This is a genomic window from Clostridium thermopalmarium DSM 5974 (assembly GCF_002995795.1).
Taxonomy (GTDB): domain Bacteria; phylum Bacillota; class Clostridia; order Clostridiales; family Clostridiaceae; genus Clostridium_H; species Clostridium_H thermopalmarium.
In genome coordinates, this window is sequence record NZ_PVXN01000012.1 from 72,000 (window position 1) to 98,082 (window position 26,083).

Here is a 26,083-nt window from a genome sequence, read left to right on the forward strand (position 1 = left end):
ATGCAAGATAATAATTTTTTACCATTGTGGTATAGGAATAAAATAGAAAAGAAAAAAAGGATTAGGTTCAGAATTTGTATGTGGATAATGTCTCTTATAATCGTAGTTGGAGGTGTGAGATTTTTTAAATACCAAAATGAATTCAAAAGTTTGATAAGTATGAATAATTTAAAAAACAATAGGAATTTAAAAAGTGAAAATGAAATAAATGAAATTCAAACTAAGAAATATGATACCATAAATGCTTTCAATAGTTTAAAAAAATATGTGCAGAATAACATGTTTTTTGATTCATTAGAGGTAAGTGGAAAAGAAATATATGTAGAAAGTAGTTTTAATAATATAGAAACTGCCAGGGAAATGATAGAAAACATAGAAAAAGGAAAGAACTATAAAATAAAAAGTATAGACATACACAATATAAATGAGAAGAAGATTATCACTAAAATAGAGTTAGAGGTAAAAGATTATGAATAAATATTACAAAAATAAATATTACAAAGAAAGTTCTATATTACTTATAACTCTAATTGGGGTTATAATAACTATTATTTTAAATTTTATTATAGTAAAAAAAATTTCTTTTCAAAAGGAAAAGTTAGAGAATTTTTCTTATACAGATACTACAAAGAAAGAAGTCGGCAATATAAAATATTCTGATATAATTAAAGGTATAGAAGAAAAAGAATACATAAAAATTGAAAGAATAGTCAATAATATGGATAGTAATATAGTCAATATGAATTTGCAATTTAAAGGAACGCTAAATTTATTAAAAATTTTTATTGATGATATAAAAAATAAAGACAATTTTTATAGTATAAGCTCTATAAAATTAAAGCATGAAAATAATAAAACTTATATTGGAGAACTAAGTATAAATTTCATAGATGGTTATTAAAATAATAAAAATTTATGCATAAAATAATTCTATTTGCAAATATTCGCAAGTTTTGATAAAATATCATTGGTTACAATCAGGAACTATAAAAATTAAATATGTAAATACTGTTTTTGTTTTTTTATAAAGCATATAATTTATATATTTAGTTTGATATAAGAAAAAACTCTAAAAGCAATTAATCCATATTTAAAATATATAAGTCATGTTTTATGATATGTTATAAAGTAGAACATAGAGTAATAATGCTCTTATATATTTTAAATGATATAGAATTGGTGTTAATATATGTTTTAGAGTTATAATAAAAATTATTACAATTAATTAGTGGAGGGATCATAATGATTTCAGCTGGAGATTTAAGAAAAGGAACTACTTTTGAATTAGATGGACAAGTTTATAGTGTAGTTGATTTTTTACATGTTAAGCCAGGTAAGGGAGCTGCATTCGTAAGAACAAAACTTAAAAATGTTAAAACAGGTGCGGTTACAGAAACAACTTTTAACCCAACTGCTAAATTCCAAGAAGCAGTTATTGAAAGAAAAGAAATGCAATACTTATATAGTGATGGAGAACTTTATTATTTTATGGATCAAGAAACTTTTGATCAAATTCCTTTAAACTATAGTCAAGTAGAAGACGCTATTAAGTATTTAAAAGAGAATATGTTTGCGATAATTAAATTTTATAAAGGAGAGGCTTTCTCTGTTGAAGCTCCTAACTTTGTAGAATTGCAAGTGGTTGAATGTGAACCAGGAGTTAGAGGAAACACCACATCAAATGTAATGAAACCAGCAAAATTAGAAACTGGAGCAGTAGTTCAGGTTCCGCTATTTGTAAATGAAGGAGAGACTATAAGAGTAGATACTAGAACTGGAGAATATATGGAGAGAGTGTAACTACTCTAAGGGAGTGGTAAAATGAGTTCTCTTATATCAAGATTGTCTTCTTTAAAAGAGGAAATTAAAGATATAGAATCTAAGGGCAATTTTAAAGAGTATAAAATCTTGTCTGACATGAGTGATATTCTAATGGATATTGCTGTGAAAATAGATAAAACAGAGGATAGTATAAGTGAAATTAATGAGTATGTAACTGTTCTTGATGAAAATTTAGGTAATATAGAAGAAGAAATATATGGATTTGAAGAGGAAGAAGAAGAGTTTAATAGCTATGATTATGTAGATATAGAATGCAACAAATGTCATGAAATTTTAGCTGTTGAAAAAGAATTTTTAAATGAAGAAGATGAATTAAAATGTCCTAACTGTCATAATCTCATATATTTAAAATAATAAAAAAACTATTTAATAAAAAAGCATATATGTTTGCAAATTAAATATTGCGAACATATATGCTTTTTTTATTTAAGAAATTTATCTTAAAAATAGTCGAATAAACCTAAATGCATTTGTATTTTAATTTTTTATTAAATGGAATAATTATATAACCATAGAAATAAAAATTTAATAAGAAAGGAGGATGAAAGTTATGAACACTAAGGATGTATTTTATATTTTACCCCAATCTATAAAGAACATCATTGAAAAGATAAAAGAACTGGAAAAACTTCAGGAGATAAGAATAAAAATAAATAAACCTATATTAATCTATGCTGACAATAAGGAAATTGTAACTAATTATATAGTTACAAAAGAAGAATTAAAAACAATCATACAAAGAATTAGTAATTATTCAATTTATGCTTTTGAAGAAGAGATAAAGCAAGGATATATTACTATAAAAGGTGGTCATAGGGTTGGGCTATGTGGCTCATGTGTTATTGATAACAATAAAATTAGAACTATAAAAAACATAGCTTCTCTAAACATAAGAATATGCAGAGAGATTGCAGGATGTTCAAAACAAGTGATGCCATACATAATTGAAGATAATAGAATTCTAAATACTATATTGATATCTCCTCCTAAATGCGGGAAAACTACTTTATTAAGAGATATAAGTAAAAATATATCAAATGGAATGAAAGTAGCAAATTTGAGCTTTGTTGGTAAAAAGGTATGCATAATAGATGAAAGAAGTGAAATAGGAGGATGTTATAACGGAATACCCCAAATGGATGTAGGCTTAAGGACAGACATTCTTGATAATTGCCTAAAAAGTGAAGGAATTATGATGGCTATAAGAAGTATGGCTCCTGAGGTTATTGTATGTGATGAGATAGGAACGGATAAAGACATGGAAAGTGTGCTAATGGCTATGAATTCTGGAGTAAATTTAATTACAACTATCCATGGTGCAGGAGTAGAAGATTTATATAAAAGGCCAGTATTTAAAGAAATATTAGAAAATCAAGTATTTCAAAGAGCTATAGTACTAAGTGGCTTAGGTGGCGTTGGTACAATTGAGTATATATATGACTTTAGCAAAAAAGAAAAACTATGGAGGAGATAATATGCTGTATTTAAAGATAGTTGGATGTACTTTGATTTTAATATGTTCTTCACTTATAGGTTTTTTATATGGTGAAAGTCTAAAAAAACGGGTTTTTCAATTAAAAGAAATTGAACAAGCGTTATTGGAACTTAAAAGCAAGATAGTTTATACAAACGAATCTCTTCCAAAAGCTTTTCAAGATATAGGATATAAATGCAATAAGCCAATAGGAGATATATTTGTAGAAGTTTCTAACCTATTGTATAACAATGAGGTAGATAGTGTAAATGAAGGATTTAAAAGAATGTTCAAGCAAAATAGAGATAAGTTAAATTTGAAACAATCTGATATTGATATAATGTTAAACCTATCAAAATCTTTGGGAGAATCAGATGTAGAGGGACAAAAAAGTATATTATTATTGACCTTGGAAAATGTAAAAAAACAAGTTTATGATGCAGAAATTGAAATGAATAAAAATATTAAAATGTATAGATATCTCGGATTTTCCTTCGGGGCTATACTTACAATTATGATTATATAAGGGGGGATAAGAATGTTAGATGTGAGTTTAATTTTCAAAATAGCTGCTGTTAGTATATTGATTATTATTCTTGATAAAATTTTAGAGACTACTGGAAAAAAGGATTATGCCATAATAGCAAATTTGGCTGGAATAATTATTGTGCTAATGATGGTAATAAATCTTATAAATAAGTTATTTAGTACAGTAAGAACTATGTTCCAGTTTTAGGAGGAATGTATGGAAGTAGTAAAAGTAGTTGCATTTGCATTTGTTACACTATTTGTAGTGTTGGTATTTAAAAATAGAAGAAATGATCTAGCTATACATATTAGTATAGCAGCTGGGATATTAATTTTTCTATTTATGCTCGACAAGATTACTGCTGTATTACAATTACTTCAGCAGCTTGCATTAAAAGCAAACATAGATTTTGTATATTTAAATATAGTATTTAAAATACTTGGAATTGCATATCTGGCATCCTTTTGCAGTGAAATATGTAAGGATGCAGGAGAAAATACGTTAGCATCTAAGGTGGAATTTGCTGGAAAAATATTGATTTTAGTATTGGCAATTCCCATCTTAATGGCAGTATTACAATCTATAATAAAAATTATGTAAAAAAGACATAGGAGTAAAATTATGAAAAGATTAATAATTATATTGATACTGTTTTTGCTAATTCCTCTCAATGTACAAGCCTTTGAATCAGCACCAATGATGAAACAAGAAGAGATTCAGCAAGTTGAACAATTATATAATTATATGACAAATATGAAAACAAAATATGAAATTTTAAATGACATAGACATAAAAGCATACGTTAAAGATTATATGAAAAATGGAGATGGTAAACTTTCTACTAAAAAAATTTTTAAAGCATTAATGAGTTATGGATTTAGAGAAGTGATAGCATGCGGAAAACTTATGTATATGATAATAATAATATGCATTATTTGTGCTCTTATAAATAATCTTGAGAATGCTTTTAGTAATGGAAATTTATCAAATATAGCATATTTTGCATGTTATTCGCTGCTTATAATATTGATATCTAGAACATTCTATATAGGTGTATCTATTGTAAGAGAAGCAATAAAAGATATGACTGACTTTATGGCGGCTTTGATGCCTGTTTTACTAATATTATTAGCTAGTGTTGGAGGATTTTCACAAGCAGCTGTTATGGATCCTATAATAATTGGAGTCATAAATATAAGTGCTAGGATATTTGTGAATTTAATAATACCTATTATTGGATTATCTTTTGTAATACAATTTGTAAATAATATATCTCAAGAATATAAAGTAGACAATCTATCAAAACTATTAAATAAATCTGCCCTTTGGATACAAGGTATTATAATGACTATTTTTATAGGAACTGTAACTATAAGAAGTATGGCTACAGCTACGATAGATGCCGTAACAGAGAAAACTGCAAAGTTTGCAGTAGATAGTTTTATACCAATAGTAGGTAAAAGTCTTTCAGATGCAATTTCCACTGTAGCAGGGTATTCTTTACTTTTAAAAAATGCATTAAGTAGTATAGGATTAATTATTTTGATAGCAATACTGATATTTCCAGTAATCAAAATTGTAGTTATGGCATTTATATATAAATTGACTGCGGCACTTATAGAACCCATCAGCGATAGCAGATTAGTTAAGTGTATAGCTTCAGCAGGGGATTCCCTTATACTTATAAATTCATGCCTCATAAGCGTTTCAGTAATGTTTTTTATAATTATATCAATAATTGCATCAGCAGGCAGAAGTATTTTAGGAGGATAAAGGAGGAAAGATATGATAGATGCTCTTAGAGGATGGGTTATGAATGTTTGTACTGCTATATTTTTTATAACAGCAGTAGAAATAATACTCCCGAGTAACTCTATGAAAAAGTATACTAAGTTTGTTTTAGGATTAATTCTAATAACTGTATTGATTAATCCTATAATAAAAATATTTAATAGTGATTTTAATATAGATAATTACATAGACGCGGCATCTCAATATTTTGATAGCAGAAAATATCAGGAAAACTATGAAAAATATAAGAAAAATAGTATTGATAATACAACAGAAGTTTTTGCAAGTAATTTGGAAAGCATATGTATTCAGAAATTAAAAGAAAAATATCCTAAAGATGATTATAAAGTAGGTGTAGAAGTTAAATATGATGATAAAAAAGAAGAATTTATAATAAATGAAATAAAAGTTGGGGTTAATGAAGGAAAAGTAAAAAAGATAGAAAAGGTAAATGTAGGAAATAGTAAAGAAGTAAATGGTCAAGAAACAATTGATAATAAAAAAAGCAACAGTATTACGGAATATCTTAGCGAAATCACTAGCATACCTAAAGAAAAAATTAAAGTTTATAAATTATAGTTAAAGAAGTTAATATAATTTAAGTAAAAGAGAGGGTGAGCTTATGGATTTTAAAAAGATATTTAATTCAGAAAAATTAAAAAGTAAGGTGAAGGAGAAAAATGAGAAAAGTTATATTACTAATTTAGTTATACTGCTTTTAATAGGAGTTTTACTAGCTATGATCAGTAATACTTTTAAGACTAAGAGTGTTGCTACAGCTAATAACAATTCTGAAAATATGAAAAATATAGAAGAAAATGCATCAACCATAAAAAATCAGAAGGAAGATGAAGTAATTGCTAGTGAAGAAGCAGAACTGGAAAGAAAATTGAAGGACACACTGGAAAATATTCAAGGAGTGGGAAAGGTGAAAGTAATGATTTACTTTAAAGGGGGTGAAGAGCAGATACCGGCAATAAACATAAATGATTCTACTAGCTTAACTGAAGAAAAAGATACAGATGGAGGAACAAGGAAGATTACACAAAAGAACGATGGAAGAACTATTGTTATGATGAATACTGATAATGGAACAGAGCCTTTTGTAGTAAAAAAATATAAGCCAGAGGTTACAGGAGTTTGTGTAGTAGCTGAAGGAGCAGAAAACAATTTAATAAAGCTACAAATCCATAAAGCTGTTATAAATTTATTTGGATTAAAAGAAAATCAAGTAAACGTGTACTCTATGAAAAAATAACATATATTTAAGGTCAAAAGCATATAAATTTTTAAGAAAGAGAAAATAAAAATAATCACGATTAGGAGGTATTTAAATGAATAAGAAACAAGGAGTTATTATTGTTGTCCTATTAGCACTTATTGTATGTGCTGGTGTGTTAGCTACAAAATTAAATGCAGATTTAGATTATGTAGCAGGAAACGACATAACTAACGGAAAGGACGCTATTTCATTTAATGATGCGAGCAAAAATACAAGTGGTTCAAATTATTTTGAAGAAGCTCAAATTATAAGAGATAATAACGCAGCTCAGGCATTACAAAATCTAAAAGCATTAATAGATGATGAACATACATCAAAAGAGGATAGAGCTGAGTTATCTAAAAAATATACTAATTTAGCTTTAGCAACTACTAATCAATCACAAATAGAAACTATTTTAAAGAGCAAAGGCTATGAAGATGTATTATGCTATGTTCAAGATAATAAAGTTACAGTGATTATAAAATCATCTAAAAAACTAAGTGAAAGTCAACAGAAACAGATCCAAGATGTAGTTATGGATGTTACTCAAATACGAGATGTAGAAATTCAATTAAAAGAATAATTATATTTGTAAAAACATGCTATGTTTGATATAATAACTTTAAGAATAATTTGTTTTGAAGTAATCAAAACAAGGGGGTACATAAATGGACGAAAATTTAAATAAGGAAATGGAAGCAGGTATCGTAAAGATATCGGATGAAGTAGTAGAAGTTATTGCAGGGCTAGCTGCTTCAGAAATAGATGGAATTGAAGGAATGAGCACTACATTGGTTGGAGGCATAACTCAAATTCTTAGTGGCAAGAAAAATGTCTCTAAGGGAATTAAAGTAAATGTAGGAGAAGACAGTGCTACGATAGATTTGTATGTAGTAGTTAAGTATGGTATTAAGATTGGTGATGTAGCTAGAAAGGTTCAAGAAAATGTTAAAAAGTCAGTAGAACTTATGACAGGATTAAATGTAACAGCAGTTAATGTTTATATTCAAAATGTGGTACTTCCTAAAGCGGAAGAAAAGATTAAAGAAAATGAAGATTAATTTTACACCCTCTGAAATCAGAGGGTGTTTCCATGTTTAAATATGCATAAGAATAAATAAGTTGATAATAATTAAAATAAGGTTTATTTTTTATATAGTAATTACATAAATTATAGGAGGAAAATATGAATAGAAGAAAAACAAGAGAAGTGGCTATGAGATTATTATTTGAAATGAGTATTAATAAGGAATCGTACGAGGAAATATTAAACAATTTTAAAGAAAACACAGATATGGATTTACATGATGTGGATTTTAGTTATGTAGAGAATATTATAAAAGGGATAAATGAAAATCTTGAACTCATAGATAAAAAAATAGAAAGTAATTTAAAAAATTGGAAGTTAAACAGGTTATCAAAAATAGATCTTTGTATACTTAGAATTTCTACCTATGAAATTGTGTTTAATGAAGATGTACCAAATAAAGTTGCTGTAAATGAAGGTATAGAACTTGCTAAAAAATATTCTACGGATAACTCACCTTCATTTATAAATGGAGTCCTTGGAAGTATGATACAGGAATAAATTATGATCTGGGGTGTAAGTAATGGGAATTAAACTAGATGGAAAAGAACTTTCTAAAAAAATCCAGGAAGAGATTAAGCAAATTATTAAATTTAAAAATACGAATGGAGAAAAAGTTCCTTGTCTAGCCAATATTTTGGTGGGCAGGGATGATGCTTCGGCTTACTACATGAATAGTCAAAATAAACTATGTAATAAGCTGGGGATAAAAGTAAAAAGTGTTTATTTAGAAAAAGATGTTGAGGAAGAAAAGTTAATAAAAGTTATAGAAGATTTAAATAAAGATAACAAAGTGGATGGAATAATTCTTCAACTTCCTCTTCCGAAACATTTAGATGAAGCTAAAATAACATCTTTCATATCACATGAAAAGGATATAGATGCTCTTAGTACTTTAAGTTTAGGCAAACTATATAAAGGAGAAAAATGTTTTATACCATGCACTCCTAAAGGAATAATAGAATTAATAAAAAGTACAGGTGTGAAAATAGAGGGAAAGCATGCTGTAATTATAGGACGAAGTAATATTGTTGGAAAACCAGTATCGCAATTGCTTTTAAATGAGAATGCTACAGTTACTATTTGTCATTCTAAAACAAATAATTTGAAGGAGATTTGCTGTAATGCAGATATTTTAATAGTAGCCATTGGAAAACCTAGATTTATCACAAAAGAGTATATAAAACCAGGAGCTATCGTGATTGATGTGGGTACCACAGTTATAGAAGGAACGCTTGTTGGAGATGTATGTTTTGATGAAGTTTTAGAAAAAGCAAGTTTTGTAACACCAGTACCAGGAGGAGTTGGAGCTATGACAACAACTATGCTTATGAAAAATTTATGTGAGGGATTAAGCTAATATGCATATAAAGACATTAAGTGTTTCTCAACTAAATAATTATATAAAAAAAGTAATGGATAATGACTTTATATTAAGAAATTCTTATGTTAAAGGCGAAATATCTAATTTTAAGATACACAGCAGTGGACATATATATTTTTCCCTAAAAGATGAATATAGTAAGATAAATTGTATTATGTTTAAAAGTTATGCTGAGAATATTATTTCAATGCCTAAGGATGGAGATAATGTTATATTAAGAGGTAGAGTTTCAGTATATTCGCGAGATGGATTATATCAGTTTTATTGTGAAGAATTAGAAAAGGAAGGTATAGGAAATTTATTTTTAGAATTTGAAAAATTGAAAAAAAGATTGTATAAGGAAGGAATATTTGATGAGCAACATAAGAAAGATATTCCGTTATATGCAAGAAAAATAGGTATAATTACATCTCCTACAGGAGCTGCTATACGAGATATAATAAATGTAACAAGAAGAAGAAATCCTACTGTAGAACTTATAATCTATCCATCACTTGTCCAAGGGGATGAAGCAAGCCATCAATTAATAGAAGGAATAAAGTATTTTGACAATAGAAATGATGTAGATTTAATTATATTAGCAAGAGGAGGAGGCTCTTTAGAAGAATTATGGGCTTTTAATGATGAGAATTTAGCTTATGCCATATATGATTGCAATAAGCCAATTATAAGCGCCATTGGACATGAGACAGATTTTACAATAAGTGATTTTGTTAGTGATATGAGAGCGCCAACTCCGTCTGCAGCTGCTGAGATAGCTGTATTTAGCTTAAGTGAATTTAATAAAAAGATAGAAGTATATAAAGACAAAATGTTTAAAATTATGAAAAATAGTATAAACTCCAAATACGACAATTTAACTATTCTAATGAACAATTTGAAAATAAATAATCCTATAAAGTATATCGCAAATGAGTATATTAGATTAGATAGTATGAGAGATAAGCTGATGTACACAATAGAATCAAAATTGGAGCATGAAAAAAAACATTTGGCAAAACTAAATTCTTTAATTCAAGCACATAATCCATTGAATATATTAAATAAAGGATTTTCTGTGATTGAAGATGAAAATAATCAATTGATAACTGATGTAAATCAGTTATGTAAGGATAAGGTAATAAATATAACTCTAAAAAAAGGCAAAGCTAAAGTTAATTTAAGTAATGTTGAAAAAATAGAATGATTGCATTTAAAAACTTTGGAGGTTTAATAATGGGAAAAAAAAAAGAGTCTTACGAAGATTTAGTGAATAAGTTAGAGTTTATTATTAAGCAAATGGAAGATGGCGAATTATCTTTAGAGAGTTCTATAAAAAATTATGAAGATGGAATTAATATCTGTAATAAAATATATAAGTTGCTAAATGAAGCTGAAGGTAAAATAAAGGTCTTAACTGAAAGAGGAGAAATAAATTTTATAGAGGTTGATGAATAATATGGATATTAGTAGATTAAAAATTGAAATAAATGATTGGTTAGAAAAATATTTTAAAGGAAAAGGAAGTTATAATAAATTAATATATGAAGCTATGGAATATAGTATTAAAGTAGGGGGAAAAAGAATAAGGCCTATACTAATGCTATGTGCAGCTAGCATTTATAAAGATAATTATGAATATTTTATGCCAATTGCATGTGCTTTAGAAATGATTCATACATATTCATTAATACATGATGATTTACCTTGTATGGATAACGATGATTTAAGACGCGGAAAACCTACAAATCATAAAGTTTATGGTGAAGCTATAGCAGTATTAGCAGGAGATGGCCTTTTAAATGAGGCAATGAACATAATGTTTGAACAGTGTTTAAAAGGAGGGAAAAAAGAATTAGAAGCTTGTTATATTATTTCTAAGTCTGCTGGGGTTGAAGGAATGATAGGAGGGCAGGTAGTAGACATTATTAGTGAGGGAAAAGAAATAAGTGATGAGCAGTTATTTTATATGCATGAGCATAAAACAGGAAAGCTTATTAAAGGCGCAATAGTAGCAGGTGCTATTTTAGGTGAAGCAAAAGAAGAAGATATAAAAACTTTAAGCATTTTTGGAGAAAAGTTAGGTTTAGCATTCCAAATAAAGGATGACATATTAGATGTAATAGGAAACACAAAAACATTAGGCAAGAATATAAATAGTGATAAAAATAATAATAAAACTAATTTTGTTTCAAAATTTGGATTAAAAAAATGTGAAGAGATGTGTAAATCATTAACAGATGAATCATTAAGTTTGCTGAATAGAATTTGCGGAAATATTGAAAATCTAAAGAATATAACTTTATTTCTGTTAGAGAGAGAATATTAATTAAAAATTTAATTAAAAGTAACAGAATGCAATGTAGTATTATTGGGAACTTTGAAATTTTTAGTGTGTGTGGTATAATTTCAGTGTAAAATTAGGCAGTATATGTTAATACAAAGGAAAGATGATAATATGAAAAATATGCTTGATTCCTATAATAATATAGATGATTTAAAGAAAATGTCTTTTAAACAGTTGGAAAGATTAGCTGAGGATATAAGAAATTTTCTAATTGATAAAGTATCTAAAACAGGAGGACACTTAGCTTCTAACTTAGGAGTTGTAGAGTTAACATTAAGTTTATATAGAGTATTTAACTTAGATGAAGACAAAGTAGTATGGGATGTTGGACATCAAACATATGTACATAAAATATTAACAGGAAGAAAAGACAAGTTTGATAAACTAAGACAGTTTGGAGGTATAAGCGGATTTCCTAAAAGATGTGAAAGTGAATATGATATTTTTGAAACAGGGCATAGTAGCACATCTATATCTGCCTCATTAGGCATGGCTAGAGCTAGAGATTTAAACAAAAAAAAATATCATGTTATCTCTGTAATAGGTGATGGTGCTTTAACTGGTGGTATGGCTTTAGAAGCTCTTAATGATGTGGGAGACAGAAAAACAGATTTGATTATTATATTAAATGATAACCAAATGTCTATTGGTAAAAATGTAGGAGGATTATCCACTTATTTGAATAGGATAAGAATTGACCCTAAGTATAATAAATTTAAAGAAGATTTTAATGATGCTTTAAGAAAAACTAGCATTGGAAATGGTTTAGCTGATTCCATAAGAAAAATAAAGTCTGGAATAAAGCAAATATTAGTACCAGGTATGTTTTTCGAAGATATGGGTATTAAATACTTAGGACCTATAGATGGACATAATATTAAAGAACTAACTAGAGTCATGTCTTTAGCTAAAGAAATAAAGGGACCAGTATTAATACATGTTGTTACTCAGAAAGGTAAAGGATATAAATTTGCAGAAGAAAATCCTGATGAATTTCATGGAATATCGGCTTTTAATTTAGAAACAGGAAAGGTCTCTAAAATAAGTGGAAACACTTATTCTAAAGCATTTGGTGATGCTATAGTTAAATTAGCTTCTGAAAATGAAAAGATAGTAGGTATTACTGCTGCTATGAGAGATGGAACAGGTTTAAAAGATTTTAGTGAAAAATTTCCAAATAGATTTTTTGATGTTGGAATTGCTGAACAACATGCTGTAACCTTTGCTGCTGGAATGGCTCAAGCAGGATTTAGGCCTATTTTTGCAGTATATTCTACTTTTCTTCAGAGAGCCTATGATCAGGTACTTCACGATGTATGCCATCAAAATCTTCCAGTTATTTTTGCTATAGATAGAGCAGGTATAGTCGGAAATGATGGAGAAACTCATCAAGGAGTTTTTGACTTATCTTATTTATCGCATATGCCAAATATGACAATTGTTGCTCCCAAATCTATGGGGGAAGTTGAGTACATAATGAGATGGGCTTTAAAACAGGATTTCCCTATAGCTATTAGGTATCCTAGAGGAGGAGATAAAATAAATCTATCAATACAAAAAGAATATACTAAAGGAAAATGGGAAGTTTTAAGGTCAGAAGGGGATATAGCTGTAATAGCTACAGGAAAAATGGTTGCAATAGCTGTTGAAGTTGCAGATAAAATGAAAAATATGGGAATTAATTTATCTGTTATAAATGCTTGTTTTGTTAAGCCTATTGATAAGAAGTTGATTTTAGAATTAGTTAAAAAAGGATATAAAATAGTGACTTTGGAGGATAATGTAATTCATGGAGGTTTAGGAAGTTTAATATTAGAATATATAAATACTATAGAGAAAAATGGTGAAATCAAAGTATTAAATTTGGGCTTTGAAGATAAGTTTATACCTCATGGAAATGTTGATATTTTATATAAACTAAATTATCTAGATCCAGATGGAGTTGTTAAAAACATATTAAAAATTTTATAATAATACTTAAAGGAGTCATGATATGGAAACAGCAAAAAGCAAAAGACTGGATGTGATTTTGGTTGAAAGAGGTTTTTTTCCGTCAAGAGAAAAAGCTAGAGCTAGTATAATGGCTGGAGATATATTTGTAGATGGTCAAAGAGTAGATAAATGTGGGCAAAGAATTAAAGAAAGCTCACATATAGAATTTAAAGGAAACATAATGCCTTATGTAAGCAGAGGTGGACTAAAATTAGAGAAGGCAATTAAAAGCTTTAATATACATTTAAATGGTAAGGTTTGCATGGATATAGGAGCATCTACTGGGGGATTTACTGATTGTATGCTTCAAAATGGAGCAAAAAAAGTTTTTGCCGTAGATGTAGGATATGGACAATTTGCATGGAAATTAAGGACAGATCCTAGAGTTATTTGTATGGAAAGAACAAATGCAAGATATCTAACAACTGAGGATATTAATGATTATCCTGATTTTGCTAGTATAGATGTATCATTTATATCTTTAAAAAAAATAGTTCCACCTATTATTAATTTATTAACAGATAAGGGAGGAATAGTTGCGCTAATTAAGCCTCAGTTTGAAGCCGGAAGAGATAAAATAGGCAAAAAAGGAGTAGTTAAAGAAGCAAGCACTCATAAAGAGGTTATTAATGATATATTAAGATTTCTTTTAGAAAACAATCAAAAAATATTAGGTCTTGAACATTCACCGATTAAAGGACCAGAGGGGAATATAGAATATCTAGTATATTTTACAAAAGATCAGAATTGTAAAGCAGATTTTGATTTTAGAGTGGTTGACTTTGTAGTTGATTCTTCACATAAAAATTTGTGATTGGAGGAACAATGAAAAATATAGGCTTAAATATAAATAGTAGTAAATTTATCGATGAAAATATAATAGAGAATATAATAAACAAGATAACTCAGTCTATTAAAGGTGTTGAAGTTAAAATATATAGAGATTCTATTGATCTTGATAGAATTAAATCTAAAGAATTAGATATGATAATTGTTTTAGGTGGAGATGGTACTATTCTAAGGACAGCTAGGACTGTAGCTAGATTCGAAGTTCCAATTTTAGGGATAAATATGGGGCATTTAGGATTTTTAACAGCGGTTGAAATTTTAGAAATTGAAAAGGCTATTGAGAACATAGGTAAAGGAAGCTACACTATTGAAGACAGAATGATGCTTCAATGTGAGATTAATATTGATGGAAATACAAAATTATATAATTCTCTGAATGATATAGTTGTTTCAAAGGGAACTTTATCCAGAATATTGAATTATGAAATATATATAAATGATAAATTCTATACTTCTTTTAATTCAGATGGTGTAATAATTTCTACACCAACAGGCTCAACTGCATATGCTTTATCGGCGGGAGGACCTATAGTATATCCTACATTAGATGTTATATCATTGATTCCTATATGTCCTCATTCTATGCATATGAGAAGCATTATATTAGAAAGTAGTAGTAAAATAAGCATCATAGTAAATAGTAAAAATGAACAAGTCTTTTTAACTATAGATGGACAGGAAGCTATAGATTTAGAAAAATGCAGGAGAATAGAAGTAAAGAAGTATAGTTTTAAGTGTAAGTTAGTTAGAATAAATGGATATAATTACTTTGAAGTCTTAAGGAAGAAAATTTTTTAATTATAATTTATGAAATAGGGAGATGAAAAATGAAAATTCAACGTCACGCAAGAATTTTAGAGATTATAAACACAAAAGATATAGAGACACAAGAGGAATTAGCTGAAGAATTAAAAAAGAGCGGTATGGATGTAACACAAGCAACTGTATCAAGAGATATAAAGGAATTAAAGCTTATTAAAGTTTTATCAAAAGATGGTAAATATAAATATGCTACCATATTTCAAAGCGATGGATTTCTATCTGATAAATTAGTGAAAATATTTGCTAATACAGTGATTAGTGTTGAAAATGTCCAAAATTTTGTAGTTGTAAAAACTTTATCTGGTTCAGGCCCAGCAGCTGCGGAAGCTATAGACTCTATGAACTTTGAAGGAATTGCTGGAACTATAGCAGGAGATAATACTATATTTATTTTAGCTAAAAGTGAAGATAAGGCTCAAGACATAGTAAAAAAGCTAAGAAGAATGCTTTCTTAGGTGTAGGAGGGGTGATATGCTTCTTCAATTAAATATTAAAAATTTTGCACTAATCGAAGATTTGACTATAAATTTTGAAAAAGGTTTTAATGTTTTAACTGGAGAAACAGGTGCAGGTAAATCTATATTAATAGATGCAATAAATTATGTCCTCGGAGGTAAATTTAATAAAAGCTTAATAAGAACAGGTGAAAATAGAACTTTTGTTGAAGCCATTTTTGATATTTTGAACAGTAATACAAAAAAGATTATGAATGAGATGGAAATCGAATATAATGATTTATTGATTATAAGCAGGGAAACCTTTAAGTCAGGAAAAAGTATAGTTAAAATTAACGGTAAATCAATATTACTATCTAACGTAAAAAAGATAGCTAATACTCTTATAAATATTCATGGACAACATGAGAATCAAGAATTATTAGATTCTGCTTCCCACATAAATTATTTAGATAAATTTGGTGATGATAGATTAAATAATGTTTTGAAGCAATATAGTGAAAAATATAATCAATTATTAGATATAGATAAACGAATAAGACAATTCAAATCACAAGATGAAGAAAAGGAAAAGTTAACTGATTTTCTTAAATATCAAATTGAAGAAATAAATAATGCTAGATTAAAAATAGGTGAAGATAAAAAATTAGAGGAAAGATATGCTATATTGAATAATGCTGAAAAAATAAATAATGCATTATCAAATAGCTATAATATTCTATATAATAGTAACGATACTTTTATATCGGTTTATGATTGTTTAAATAGAGTTATTCGCGAACTTAAAAATGTTGACAAACATATGGATAAATTAAAAAACATAACAAATTCTGTAGAAGACACTTATTTTAATATAGAGCAAATTATATCCGAAATCAGAAATATGCAAGAATCTATACACTATGATAAAAATGAACTAGAATATGTAAATAGCAGAATATTTCAAATCGACTCCCTAAAAAGAAAGTATGGAAAAACTATAGAAGATATTCTACAATATAAAAAAAGAATAGAAAAGCAATATAATGATATAATACATAGTGAAAAAATTATTGAAGAATTAAAAAAAGAGCGAATTAAAACTATTCAAGAATTGGTATGCTACGGAAAAGAAATACATAATATACGAGTAGATATTGGGAAAGTATTAGAAAAAAGAATAAAAGAAGAATTAGATTATGTTGGACTTGAAAAGAGCATATTGAGAATTAAAGTTGACTTTCAAGATGAATTCTATGATAATGGATGCGATAAAGTCCAGTTTTTGATATCAACTAATCCAGGAGAACCTTTAAAAGCTTTAGATAAGGTAGTTTCAGGAGGAGAATTGTCTAGAATAATGTTAAGTCTAAAGACTGTTTTTGTAGATAAAGATGAAATTCCATCTGTTATATTTGATGAAATAGATACTGGAATTAGTGGAAGAATAGCTCAAAGAGTTGCTGAGAAGATGTATTTGATATCTAATGCACATCAAGTATTTTGTGTGACTCATTTACCACAAATTGCAAGTATGTCAGATGCACATTTTTTAGTTTCTAAGAATGTAGTAAATAAAAAGACTTTCACTACTATAAAAGAAATAGATAACTTACAAAAAGAACATGAAATAGCAAGAATGATAGGAGGTTCAGAAATTACTGAACTTACATTAAAAAATTCTAAAGAAATGGTTAATCTTGCCTATAATCGAAAAAAAGAGTTGGTTCTACATAAAAATAATTCATAATCAGCATATGATTATGAATTATTTTTTCGTTTTTTTTAAATTAATTTCATATATTTGTTTCTCTATTAAAGTATTACTCTATATACAAGTATACATTAGCATAATTAAACTCTAAAAGGGCAAATTAAACTTGAATAAAGTATGTTATGCAGGAGGTATAAAAATGAAAAACAAAAAGAAATGCATAATATGCTGGAGTTTGATTCCTACAATGATTTTAGTTATGCTCTTATATTTTAAAACTCAAAGTATACCAAGTACAATTTTTTTAAGAGAAGGTCAGGAATTAAAATCCAATTATATTATAAAATTAAATAGAACTGATTTTGATATTGAAAAATCAAAAATTTATGATGAAGTAGTAAATGTGAGTCTATTGGGTATACTTCCAATTAAGTCAGTTTCTGTAAGATCAGTACCGGAAATCTATGTGCATCCCGGAGGAACACCAGTAGGAGTAAAATTAAATACTAAAGGTGTTTTAGTAGTAGCTCTTTCAGATGTAGAAGGTATAAAAGGAAAAATAATCAGCCCATCGGCAGAGAGTGGTATACAGGTAGGAGATATAATAACTAAAGTTAATGGAGTATCTATAAATAGTTCTGAAGAGCTTATTAAAGAAATAAATTCAAGTAAAAATAGAGAATTAAATATTATAATAGAAAGAAATAATAATACTTTAGAAAAGAAAGTAAAACCTGTAAAAGATAAAACAGATAATGTATATAAAATTGGTTTATGGGTAAGAGATTCCACCTCTGGAGTAGGAACATTAACGTTTTATGACAGTAAAAGTAAAAAATTTGCAGCACTTGGTCATCCTATAACAGATGTTGATACTGGTACAGTATTAAAAATCAATAAAGGAGAGATTGTTGAATCTTCTATTATTTCTATAAGAAAGGGAGAAAAGGGAAACCCCGGAGAACTTAGAGGCATATTTATAAATGAAGAAGAAGACTTAGGAAATGTAAATAAAAATACTTTGTGTGGAATATATGGTAATGGAAATGAGAAATTAATTTCTAGTAAATATAATAAACCTATAAAAATTGCGCTAAGAAATGAAATAAAAGAAGGTCCAGCTAAAATATTAACTACAATAGATGGATCAGAGCCTAAACTGTATGATATTAAAATTGAAAAACTACTGCATCAAGATAATCCAGGTCCTAAGAGCATGGTAATAAAGGTAATCGATGAAGAACTTTTAAAAAAAACTGGCGGTATTGTTCAGGGTATGAGTGGAAGTCCAATAATTCAAGATAATAAGCTAGTTGGAGCAGTTACCCATGTTTTAATTAATCGACCAGATGTAGGTTATGGAATATATATAGAATGGATGCTTAAAGATGCTGGTATTTTAGCACAATAATCTAGTAATTAATTATATAAAATAGTAAAATAAGAGATAGCAAAAGCTATCTTTTATTTTATTATTTTATCCTAATTTTAGAAGAAATTCCTAAATAAGAAGGAAATATTATTCTTTTGTCGAATAAATAAATCGTTAGCAAATGGAACGAAATTGTGAAGGGGAGATATATATGGAAAATAATAAAATAAGTGTAGTAATTGCAGATGATAATAAAGAATTTTGTAATATTCTTAATGATTATTTACTGAATCAAAGGGATATTGTTGTAACAGGAGTTGCAAAAGATGGTATTGAAGCTTTAAAGTTAATTCAAGAGAAAAGGCCTGACTTAGTAGTTCTTGACATAATTATGCCACATTTAGATGGACTAGGAGTTTTAGAAAGATTAAATGCTATGAATATTGATCCATTACCAAGAATAATTGTATTATCAGCAGTAGGACAAGATAAGATTACTCAAAGAGCAATCACTCTTGGTGCAGATTACTATGTGGTAAAGCCGTTTGATATGGATGTGTTTACAAAGAGAATTAGGCAAATGTTTAATAATACAATATCAGGAGAACAAACTAGAAAGACAGCTTCTTTAATAGAAACAGAGGATATAAACATTAGAAGAAATGAACCACTAGATTTAGAATCTGAGATAACAAATATAATACATGAAATAGGAGTGCCAGCACATATAAAAGGATATATGTATCTTAGAGAGGCTATTAGTATGGTTGTTAATGATGTTGAACTTTTGTCAGCTGTTACAAAAGAACTATATCCATCAATAGCTAAGAAATATAACACTACTGCGAGTCGCGTAGAAAGAGCTATAAGACATGCTATAGAGGTTGCATGGTCACGAGGACAAGTTGAAACTATAAATAGAATATTTGGATATACAATACATAATGGAAAAGGTAAACCAACAAATAGCGAGTTTATAGCTATGGTTGCAGATAAACTAAGGTTAAAAAATAAAGTTAGCTAGTACAAGTGAAATCAAGTATTTATGAATAATTTATAACGACAAACTATATAAAAAAGCAAAGTAGATTTTACTTAAATATGCAAATTTTGTGTATGAGTTAAAAAATAATAACGATAGACTTTCTTCATTTATAAGAAGTAGTATGGAGGAAGTCTATTTTTATAAAAAATATTAATTATATAAGAAAAAATTATAATTTATGATAAAACTAATGTTTTTTAGATATGTAGTAATAATTGTAAAAATATATTGATTTATTCTAACTATGAATATAAAATAAATAATAAACGAACGTAGATTAATTGATAAAACATAAGTAGCAAGAGTTGGAGCGCTTTGATTTTTGATTGTAAATAAACTAAGATAAAAAATAAAATTAGTTAGTATATAACATGAAGCTTATCTAAAAACTATTTATGCATATAACTTCTTTTGTAATCATAAACATAAAAAAGATGATTAACAAAAGGAGGAGTATAGAAGTGAAAGACAATAAGACTTCATATAAGTTAATAAATCATATAACTCAAAATTTAATTTTATATCTAATTACTGTACTGTTTTTATGTATAGGTATAGTGATGGGAATATATTCGGTTAAATATATGGGGAGCGTAGAAAAATCTAACCTTATAACTTATTTTAGAAACATTTGCGAAACAATTAATGGAGCGCAAGTGAATAGAAGATATATTTTTATTGAGGCTATTAAAAATAATATGACTATTATTTTAGCTATATGGTTTTTAGGGCTTACTATATTGGGTGCGCCTATAATACTAATTATTGATTTATTTAAAGGATTTACTATAGGTTTTACATCTAGTCTATTCATAAATGGGTTAGGTAGTAAAGGAATTTTAATAGATTTACTTATTGTTTTTCCTCAAAACATTGTTTATATACCATGTATTATTATTTTATCAGTACTTGCAATAGAGTTTTCTTTAATGCTTTTAAGAAATATTTCTCCTAAATCCATAAATAAAGGCGGGAATTTAACTCAGATAGCAGCATACTCTACATTATTTGTTTTTATAACTGTGTTTATGTTTGTAGGCTTTATTATTGAAGGATATATATCTCCAAACATATTAAAATTTATAGCATATAGTGGAGTAAGCTTTATAATATGAATGGTAATAAATATATATTAGCCTATAGGTTTGTTGTGCTGCTATTAAAGTGTTATCTTATAATTTTTACGCTTGGAATACTTATTCCTAAAATAATTGATTTTATATTATGGAAATTTATTATTGAGTTTAATAGATATAGAGATATTACCTTTGTATTTAATATTTTGAGTGGGTATGAGATTATACTATATAAATATACTTATATGATTAATAGGTTCTTTAAATTATGATACAGTTCATAATCATACAATTTATATAAGCTGGAGATATAATATGAATAATAATAGCTATTTGATTGAATTTATTGAAAAAATGAGAAAAAATAAGTTGAGTAATAATACTATAGATGCATATAGAAGAGATATTTCTAAATTTCTATCATTTTTAAATGATAGAAATGAGGATGTTTTGGATATAGATACTTTAGTTATAATGTCTTATGTACAAGTATTAAAGAGGCAAGGTAAAGCTAATAGCTCGATTATAAGGAATTTAGTAGCAATACGAAGTTTTTACAAATATTTAGTAAGCATAGGAAAGATTAATGAAACTCCATTTTTTAATTATCAGATACCTAAAAATAAAAGAACTTTTCCTGAAATTCTTACTGTAGAAGAAGTAGATAGGTTTTTAGCTACTCCTGATTGTACCGATTATAAGGGAATAAGAGATAAAGCGATGTTGGAGCTTATGTATGCTACAGGTATAAAAGTGTCAGAATTACTAAATTTGACCATATTTGATGTAAATTTAAAATTATCTTATATTAGGTGTAAAAAAAGCAGTAACAAGGAGCGAATTATACCAATAGGCAATTATGCAGTAGAATACTTAAGAGAATATATAAAAATTAGGGACAAACTCTATACGGATAATTCGGAATTGTTATTTTCTAATGTAAGAGGTAAGAAAATGACTAGACAAGGTTTTTGGAAGATAGTACGAGCTTATGCTAAAAAAGCTAAGATTAATAAAAAAATCAATTCATACACTTTAAGGCATTCGTTTGCGGTACATCTCCTTCAAAATGGTGCTGACATAAAAATAGTTCAAGAACTTTTGGGTCACAATACTATGTCTACTACTCAAATTTACACTAGTATATATAAACAAAATAAAATAGCTGATGTTTATAAAAAAGCACATCCCAGAGCTTAAATGCTCAAGATGTGCTTTTTTATTTCAAATAATAAATATTGTGATAATCTTATTTAAATTGGTAAAACTAAAATTATAAATCTATAGGTAACTAGAAAGGGGATAAATATGAAGATTAAGAACAAATTATTAATATGTATAATTTTATTAATATCTTTTATTAGCCAGATTTTTACCATAAATGCAAAAGCAATAGAAGTAGAAGGAGAAGGTGGCCTTGATATAGAGGCAAGATCAGGTCTTTTAATGGAACCATCTACTGGTAAAATTATATTTGAAAAGAATATACATGATAAATTTGCACCAGCATCTGTAACAAAAATAATGACCATGCTTCTAACTATGGAAGCTATAGATTCTGGAAAAATAAAAATATCCGATAAAGTTGTAGTAAGTGAAAATGCTAAAAAAGCTGGAAGTAATGGTAGTAGTAGTATGCTTTTAGATACTGGAGAAGTTAGAACAGTAGAGGAGTTAATAAAAGGTGTTGCCATAGCTTCGGGAAATGACGCAGCAGTGGCATTAGCAGAATATATAGCTGGAAGTGAAGCAGCTTTTGTAAACTTGATGAATAATAGAGCTAAAGAGTTAGGTATGAATGATACAACTTTTAAAAATTGTCATGGACTTTCTGCAGAGGGTCACTTAAGTAGCGCTTATGACATAGCAATAATGTCTCGTGAATTATTAAAGCATGATAATATACTAAAATATACGGGAACATATATGGAAACAATATCAGAAGGTAGGAAACAACCTATTGAACTTGTAAATCACAATAAATTGGTAAGATTTTATAAGGGATGTGATGGATTAAAAACTGGATTTACAAATGAAGCAAAGTATTGTATATCAGCTACAGCTACAAGAAACAATATTAGGATGTTAGCTGTAATAATGGGCGCTCCTACTTATAAAATAAGGAACCGTGATGCAAGTATGCTAATGAATTATGGATTTTCTAAATTTGAATCTAAGAAAGTTGTAGCTAAAGATAGTGATATACAAAAAATCAATTTAAATAAGAAAGGTAGTAAGTTCTTTTTTGCTAAAGCTAAAGAAGATTTAGTATTAGTATTAGAAAGAGGAGTAGATAATAAAATAGAAACTAAGGTTGTATTAAATACTAATAAAAAAGAATATAAAAAATATGAAGTTATAGGATATTGTGAAGTATATGTGAATGGCAAGCTTTATAATAAAGTGCCGGTTTATAGCGATAGAGATATTAAAACTTATAACTTGCTAGATAGTATAAAATACAATCTTATGAATTTATTTGATAATGCAATATAAATATTAAAAGTCCACAGCGTTAAGGAATGTGGACTTTTTGTTTGTAGTATTATAATATAAATTTATATTATAATACTAGGGGTAAAGCATATGAATATATTATCTCATTTTAACTATGATGAACTAAATATAATAAATTTAATAAAAAAAGAGTGTCTAAAACATAATAGAAAAGCTTATTTAGTAGGTGGAGTAGTAAGAGATTTTTTATTGAATAAGAAACCAAGAGATATAGATATATGTATAGAATGCAATCCTATTGATATTATAAAAAAAATTGATTTTGTAAAAGAATATAAGTATTATGAAAAATTTCAAACCAGCACCATAACATTTAAAAATGGAGTTATATTGGATTTAATAAGATGTAGAAAAGAAGAATATGAGTTTCCCGGAGCTTTACCTAATATAATACCATCAAATATTTATGACGATTTGTATAGAAGAGACTTTACTATAAATGCTATAGGGTACGATATAGTAAATAACAAAATCATTGATCCTTATAATGGAGTAGCAGACTTAAGAAATAGAATAGTTAAGAAAGTGCATATAGATAGTTATAATGAGGATCCAACCCGCATATTTCGAGCTATAAAATATGCTAATAGGTATAACTTTTATATAAATGATCTATATGAGATAAGAGAATGTATAGATGCACAGGTTTTTAATACTATAAGTTCAGATAGAATTGTAAGAGAAATTTTAATAGCATGCAGCGAAACAAATTGGATAAAAAATATATTAATGTATAATGAATTAGGAATCTTGGAAATAGACCTTAATTTATTTAATATAGGAAAAAAGATTTATAATTATACATGTATGGATGATAGATTAATAAATCTATTTATTTCTATGAAAAATAAAAATCATAGACAACTACTTATTAATAATTCAGTATTAAAAAAAGAGTTAAAATCTGCTTTTAGAGATTTTGAAAATCTAACCTATAAATTAGATAGATTGCTTCATAGTGATATTAATAATTTCAATATTTATAATATATTAAGCAGAATGAGCGATACTGACATAAAATTAATAAGTTTTAATAAGTCATATAAATACTTAATACTTAACTATATAAAAAATATGAATAATATATCATTAAATGTAACTGGCAAAGATTTAATAAATTTAGGAATAAAAAAAGGTAAACAGTATAGAGAAATACTTAAACGCTTATTATTGTTGAAATTAAATACTGGTATACTTAACGAGAAGCAATACTTATACGCAAAACTAGGAGAGATAGTTAATGTCAATAAGCATAAAAATTGAAAATTTTGAAGGACCTTTTGACTTATTATTATATTTGATAAAAAAGAACAAAATGGAAATATATGATATAAAAATACATGATATTACAACTCAATATTTAGATTATATTAATAATATGAAAGAGATGGATTTAGATATAACTTCTGAATTCATTGTTATAGCAGCTACTCTTTTAGAAATAAAGTCAAAAATGCTTCTTCCTAAAGAAAATATAGATAATGAAGATACGGAAGAAGATCCTAGAAAATATTTGATGGATAAACTTATAGAATATAAAAAATTTAAGAAAGTTGCGGATTGGCTTAAAGAAAAAGAAAAGACTTCCGAGATTATGTTTTCCAAAAAGCCTGAGATTATTGAAGATAATAAAGCAACAAATTATAATACAGAAGAATTATTGCAAGGTATTACTATACTTAAATTGTTTAACATATATAATAATTTAATAACTATTTATAATAATAAGATGAATACAGGAAATACGATAGAAAGGGAAATTCCTATAGATAGATTTAAAGTTGAAGATAAAATTGAGGAATTGAGTAAAAGAATTCATGAAGAAAAAAGAATAATTTTCTCAAAAATTATGAATGAATGTAAAAATAAAATTGAAATAGTAGTATCATTTTTAGCATTATTAGAATTGATAAAATTAAGAATAGTATCAGTAGTACAGGAGTGTAATTTTGAAGAAATATATATAGAGGAGATAAAAAACAATGAAGAGTAGGAGTGTAGATCAATTAGAGATGAATGAGGTATCTATGAAAAAAAGATATTTTTCAATAATAGAATCAATATTATTTGTAAGCGGAGAGGCTATGAATATTAAGGAAATAGCTGATATATTAGAGTGTGATATAGAATATACATATAAATTATTACAAGAATTAAAAAAAGAATACGAGAAAGAAGAAAGAGGAATATTATTGATTAATATGAATGATGAATATACGCTTGTTACTAAGTCAGAAAATAGTAGTTTTGTACAAAAGTTACTAAAAACTAATAGTAGACAATCATTATCAAGAGCTGCCTTAGAAACTTTAGCAATAATAGTATATAGACAACCTATTACAAGGGTAGAAATCGATGAAATTAGGGGGGTTAAAAGTGATAAAGCAATTCAAACACTACTAGAAAGAAATCTCATAAAAGAATCTGGAAGAAAACATGTTTTAGGAAGACCAATAATGTATGGAACAACAGATGAATTCCTAAGATACTTTGGATTACAAAATTTAGAGCAGATGCCATCATTAAATGAGTTCATTCAGGACAGTGAAGAGGAAGGATGATGTC

Annotated in this window: 31 protein-coding genes; all 31 read left to right on the forward strand. The window is 27.3% G+C overall.

Annotated features, from left to right (window positions below; all coding sequences use genetic code 11):
* Positions 1-477 carry a hypothetical protein gene (locus CPAL_RS03665; protein ID WP_061857374.1) on the forward strand — a complete coding sequence of 159 codons (477 nt, stop codon included), beginning with the start codon at positions 1-3 and terminating at the stop codon, positions 475-477.
* Positions 470-901 (forward strand): hypothetical protein, encoded by a 432-nt coding sequence (locus CPAL_RS03670; RefSeq protein WP_061857375.1) that lies wholly within the window; start codon positions 470-472, stop codon positions 899-901. Before CPAL_RS03665 ends, CPAL_RS03670 begins: the two co-directional genes overlap by 8 nt.
* Before the next feature lie 341 nt (positions 902-1,242).
* Positions 1,243-1,800, forward strand: coding sequence for an elongation factor P (gene efp, locus CPAL_RS03675; protein ID WP_061857376.1), 558 nt, complete (start codon positions 1,243-1,245; stop codon positions 1,798-1,800).
* Between the two features lie 21 nt (positions 1,801-1,821).
* On the forward strand, positions 1,822-2,196 hold the full coding sequence (locus tag CPAL_RS03680; protein ID WP_061857377.1) for a CD1247 N-terminal domain-containing protein: 375 nt from the start codon (positions 1,822-1,824) through the stop codon (positions 2,194-2,196).
* Positions 2,197-2,392: 196 nt separating this feature from the next.
* Entirely contained in the window at positions 2,393-3,316 is a 924-nt protein-coding gene (gene spoIIIAA / locus CPAL_RS03685) for a stage III sporulation protein AA (RefSeq protein ID WP_106024121.1), read from the forward strand.
* A 1-nt stretch (position 3,317) separates the two neighbouring features.
* On the forward strand, positions 3,318-3,842 hold the full coding sequence (gene spoIIIAB / locus CPAL_RS03690) for a stage III sporulation protein SpoIIIAB (RefSeq protein ID WP_242862599.1): 525 nt from the start codon (positions 3,318-3,320) through the stop codon (positions 3,840-3,842).
* Between the two features lie 12 nt (positions 3,843-3,854).
* Positions 3,855-4,052 (forward strand): stage III sporulation protein AC, encoded by a 198-nt coding sequence (gene spoIIIAC / locus CPAL_RS03695; protein ID WP_061857379.1) that lies wholly within the window; start codon positions 3,855-3,857, stop codon positions 4,050-4,052.
* 9 nt (positions 4,053-4,061) lie between these two features.
* Entirely contained in the window at positions 4,062-4,445 is a 384-nt protein-coding gene (gene spoIIIAD, locus CPAL_RS03700) for a stage III sporulation protein AD (protein ID WP_061857380.1), read from the forward strand.
* 21 nt (positions 4,446-4,466) lie between these two features.
* Positions 4,467-5,618 carry a stage III sporulation protein AE gene (gene spoIIIAE, locus CPAL_RS03705; RefSeq protein ID WP_061857381.1) on the forward strand — a complete coding sequence of 384 codons (1,152 nt, stop codon included), beginning with the start codon at positions 4,467-4,469 and terminating at the stop codon, positions 5,616-5,618.
* Positions 5,619-5,630: 12 nt separating this feature from the next.
* On the forward strand, positions 5,631-6,215 hold the full coding sequence (gene spoIIIAF, locus CPAL_RS03710; protein WP_061857382.1) for a stage III sporulation protein AF: 585 nt from the start codon (positions 5,631-5,633) through the stop codon (positions 6,213-6,215).
* 43 nt (positions 6,216-6,258) lie between these two features.
* Positions 6,259-6,894 (forward strand): stage III sporulation protein AG, encoded by a 636-nt coding sequence (spoIIIAG, locus tag CPAL_RS03715; protein WP_061857383.1) that lies wholly within the window; start codon positions 6,259-6,261, stop codon positions 6,892-6,894.
* A 76-nt stretch (positions 6,895-6,970) separates the two neighbouring features.
* Positions 6,971-7,483, forward strand: a complete 513-nt coding sequence (locus CPAL_RS03720; protein WP_061857384.1) for a SpoIIIAH-like family protein — start codon at positions 6,971-6,973, stop codon at positions 7,481-7,483.
* A gap of 85 nt (positions 7,484-7,568) precedes the next feature.
* Positions 7,569-7,961 (forward strand): Asp23/Gls24 family envelope stress response protein, encoded by a 393-nt coding sequence (locus CPAL_RS03725; protein ID WP_061857385.1) that lies wholly within the window; start codon positions 7,569-7,571, stop codon positions 7,959-7,961.
* A 125-nt stretch (positions 7,962-8,086) separates the two neighbouring features.
* Positions 8,087-8,488, forward strand: coding sequence for a transcription antitermination factor NusB (gene nusB / locus CPAL_RS03730; protein WP_061857386.1), 402 nt, complete (start codon positions 8,087-8,089; stop codon positions 8,486-8,488).
* Positions 8,489-8,510: 22 nt separating this feature from the next.
* Positions 8,511-9,347: a bifunctional 5,10-methylenetetrahydrofolate dehydrogenase/5,10-methenyltetrahydrofolate cyclohydrolase gene (locus CPAL_RS03735; protein WP_061857387.1), complete on the forward strand. Its 837-nt coding sequence runs from the start codon at positions 8,511-8,513 to the stop codon at positions 9,345-9,347.
* Position 9,348: 1 nt separating this feature from the next.
* Positions 9,349-10,557: an exodeoxyribonuclease VII large subunit gene (gene xseA, locus CPAL_RS03740; RefSeq protein ID WP_061857388.1), complete on the forward strand. Its 1,209-nt coding sequence runs from the start codon at positions 9,349-9,351 to the stop codon at positions 10,555-10,557.
* 29 nt (positions 10,558-10,586) lie between these two features.
* On the forward strand, positions 10,587-10,808 hold the full coding sequence (locus CPAL_RS03745; RefSeq protein ID WP_061857389.1) for an exodeoxyribonuclease VII small subunit: 222 nt from the start codon (positions 10,587-10,589) through the stop codon (positions 10,806-10,808).
* Between the two features lies 1 nt (position 10,809).
* A complete protein-coding gene (locus CPAL_RS03750; protein ID WP_106024139.1) occupies positions 10,810-11,679 on the forward strand; it encodes a polyprenyl synthetase family protein in 870 nt (289 codons plus the stop codon).
* Between the two features lie 129 nt (positions 11,680-11,808).
* Positions 11,809-13,668, forward strand: a complete 1,860-nt coding sequence (gene dxs / locus CPAL_RS03755) for a 1-deoxy-D-xylulose-5-phosphate synthase (protein ID WP_106024122.1) — start codon at positions 11,809-11,811, stop codon at positions 13,666-13,668.
* Positions 13,669-13,690: 22 nt separating this feature from the next.
* Positions 13,691-14,503, forward strand: a complete 813-nt coding sequence (locus CPAL_RS03760) for a TlyA family RNA methyltransferase (protein ID WP_061857391.1) — start codon at positions 13,691-13,693, stop codon at positions 14,501-14,503.
* A gap of 11 nt (positions 14,504-14,514) precedes the next feature.
* A complete protein-coding gene (locus tag CPAL_RS03765) occupies positions 14,515-15,336 on the forward strand; it encodes an NAD(+)/NADH kinase (protein WP_061857392.1) in 822 nt (273 codons plus the stop codon).
* A 29-nt stretch (positions 15,337-15,365) separates the two neighbouring features.
* Complete coding sequence (locus CPAL_RS03770) at positions 15,366-15,815, forward strand: arginine repressor (protein ID WP_061857393.1); 450 nt, start codon at positions 15,366-15,368, stop codon at positions 15,813-15,815.
* Between the two features lie 16 nt (positions 15,816-15,831).
* Positions 15,832-17,544: a DNA repair protein RecN gene (gene recN, locus CPAL_RS03775; RefSeq protein ID WP_061857394.1), complete on the forward strand. Its 1,713-nt coding sequence runs from the start codon at positions 15,832-15,834 to the stop codon at positions 17,542-17,544.
* A gap of 163 nt (positions 17,545-17,707) precedes the next feature.
* Positions 17,708-18,919 carry a SpoIVB peptidase gene (gene spoIVB, locus CPAL_RS03780; protein WP_061857395.1) on the forward strand — a complete coding sequence of 404 codons (1,212 nt, stop codon included), beginning with the start codon at positions 17,708-17,710 and terminating at the stop codon, positions 18,917-18,919.
* A gap of 172 nt (positions 18,920-19,091) precedes the next feature.
* Positions 19,092-19,904: a sporulation transcription factor Spo0A gene (spo0A, locus tag CPAL_RS03785; protein ID WP_061857396.1), complete on the forward strand. Its 813-nt coding sequence runs from the start codon at positions 19,092-19,094 to the stop codon at positions 19,902-19,904.
* 482 nt (positions 19,905-20,386) lie between these two features.
* Complete coding sequence (spoIIM, locus tag CPAL_RS03790) at positions 20,387-21,040, forward strand: stage II sporulation protein M (protein ID WP_061857397.1); 654 nt, start codon at positions 20,387-20,389, stop codon at positions 21,038-21,040.
* A 276-nt stretch (positions 21,041-21,316) separates the two neighbouring features.
* Entirely contained in the window at positions 21,317-22,201 is an 885-nt protein-coding gene (gene xerD, locus CPAL_RS03800; RefSeq protein WP_061857399.1) for a site-specific tyrosine recombinase XerD, read from the forward strand.
* A gap of 108 nt (positions 22,202-22,309) precedes the next feature.
* Positions 22,310-23,497: a D-alanyl-D-alanine carboxypeptidase family protein gene (locus tag CPAL_RS03805; protein ID WP_106024123.1), complete on the forward strand. Its 1,188-nt coding sequence runs from the start codon at positions 22,310-22,312 to the stop codon at positions 23,495-23,497.
* 90 nt (positions 23,498-23,587) lie between these two features.
* Positions 23,588-24,781 (forward strand): tRNA nucleotidyltransferase/poly(A) polymerase family protein, encoded by a 1,194-nt coding sequence (locus CPAL_RS03810; RefSeq protein ID WP_061857401.1) that lies wholly within the window; start codon positions 23,588-23,590, stop codon positions 24,779-24,781.
* Complete coding sequence (locus tag CPAL_RS03815; protein ID WP_061857402.1) at positions 24,759-25,511, forward strand: segregation/condensation protein A; 753 nt, start codon at positions 24,759-24,761, stop codon at positions 25,509-25,511. Before CPAL_RS03810 ends, CPAL_RS03815 begins: the two co-directional genes overlap by 23 nt.
* The gene (scpB, locus tag CPAL_RS03820) at positions 25,501-26,079 is read left to right on the forward strand and encodes an SMC-Scp complex subunit ScpB (RefSeq protein WP_061857403.1); all 579 of its coding nucleotides are present in this window, start codon (positions 25,501-25,503) and stop codon (positions 26,077-26,079) included. The genes CPAL_RS03815 and scpB overlap by 11 nt, the downstream gene beginning before the upstream one ends.
* Positions 26,080-26,083 lie beyond the last annotated feature (4 nt).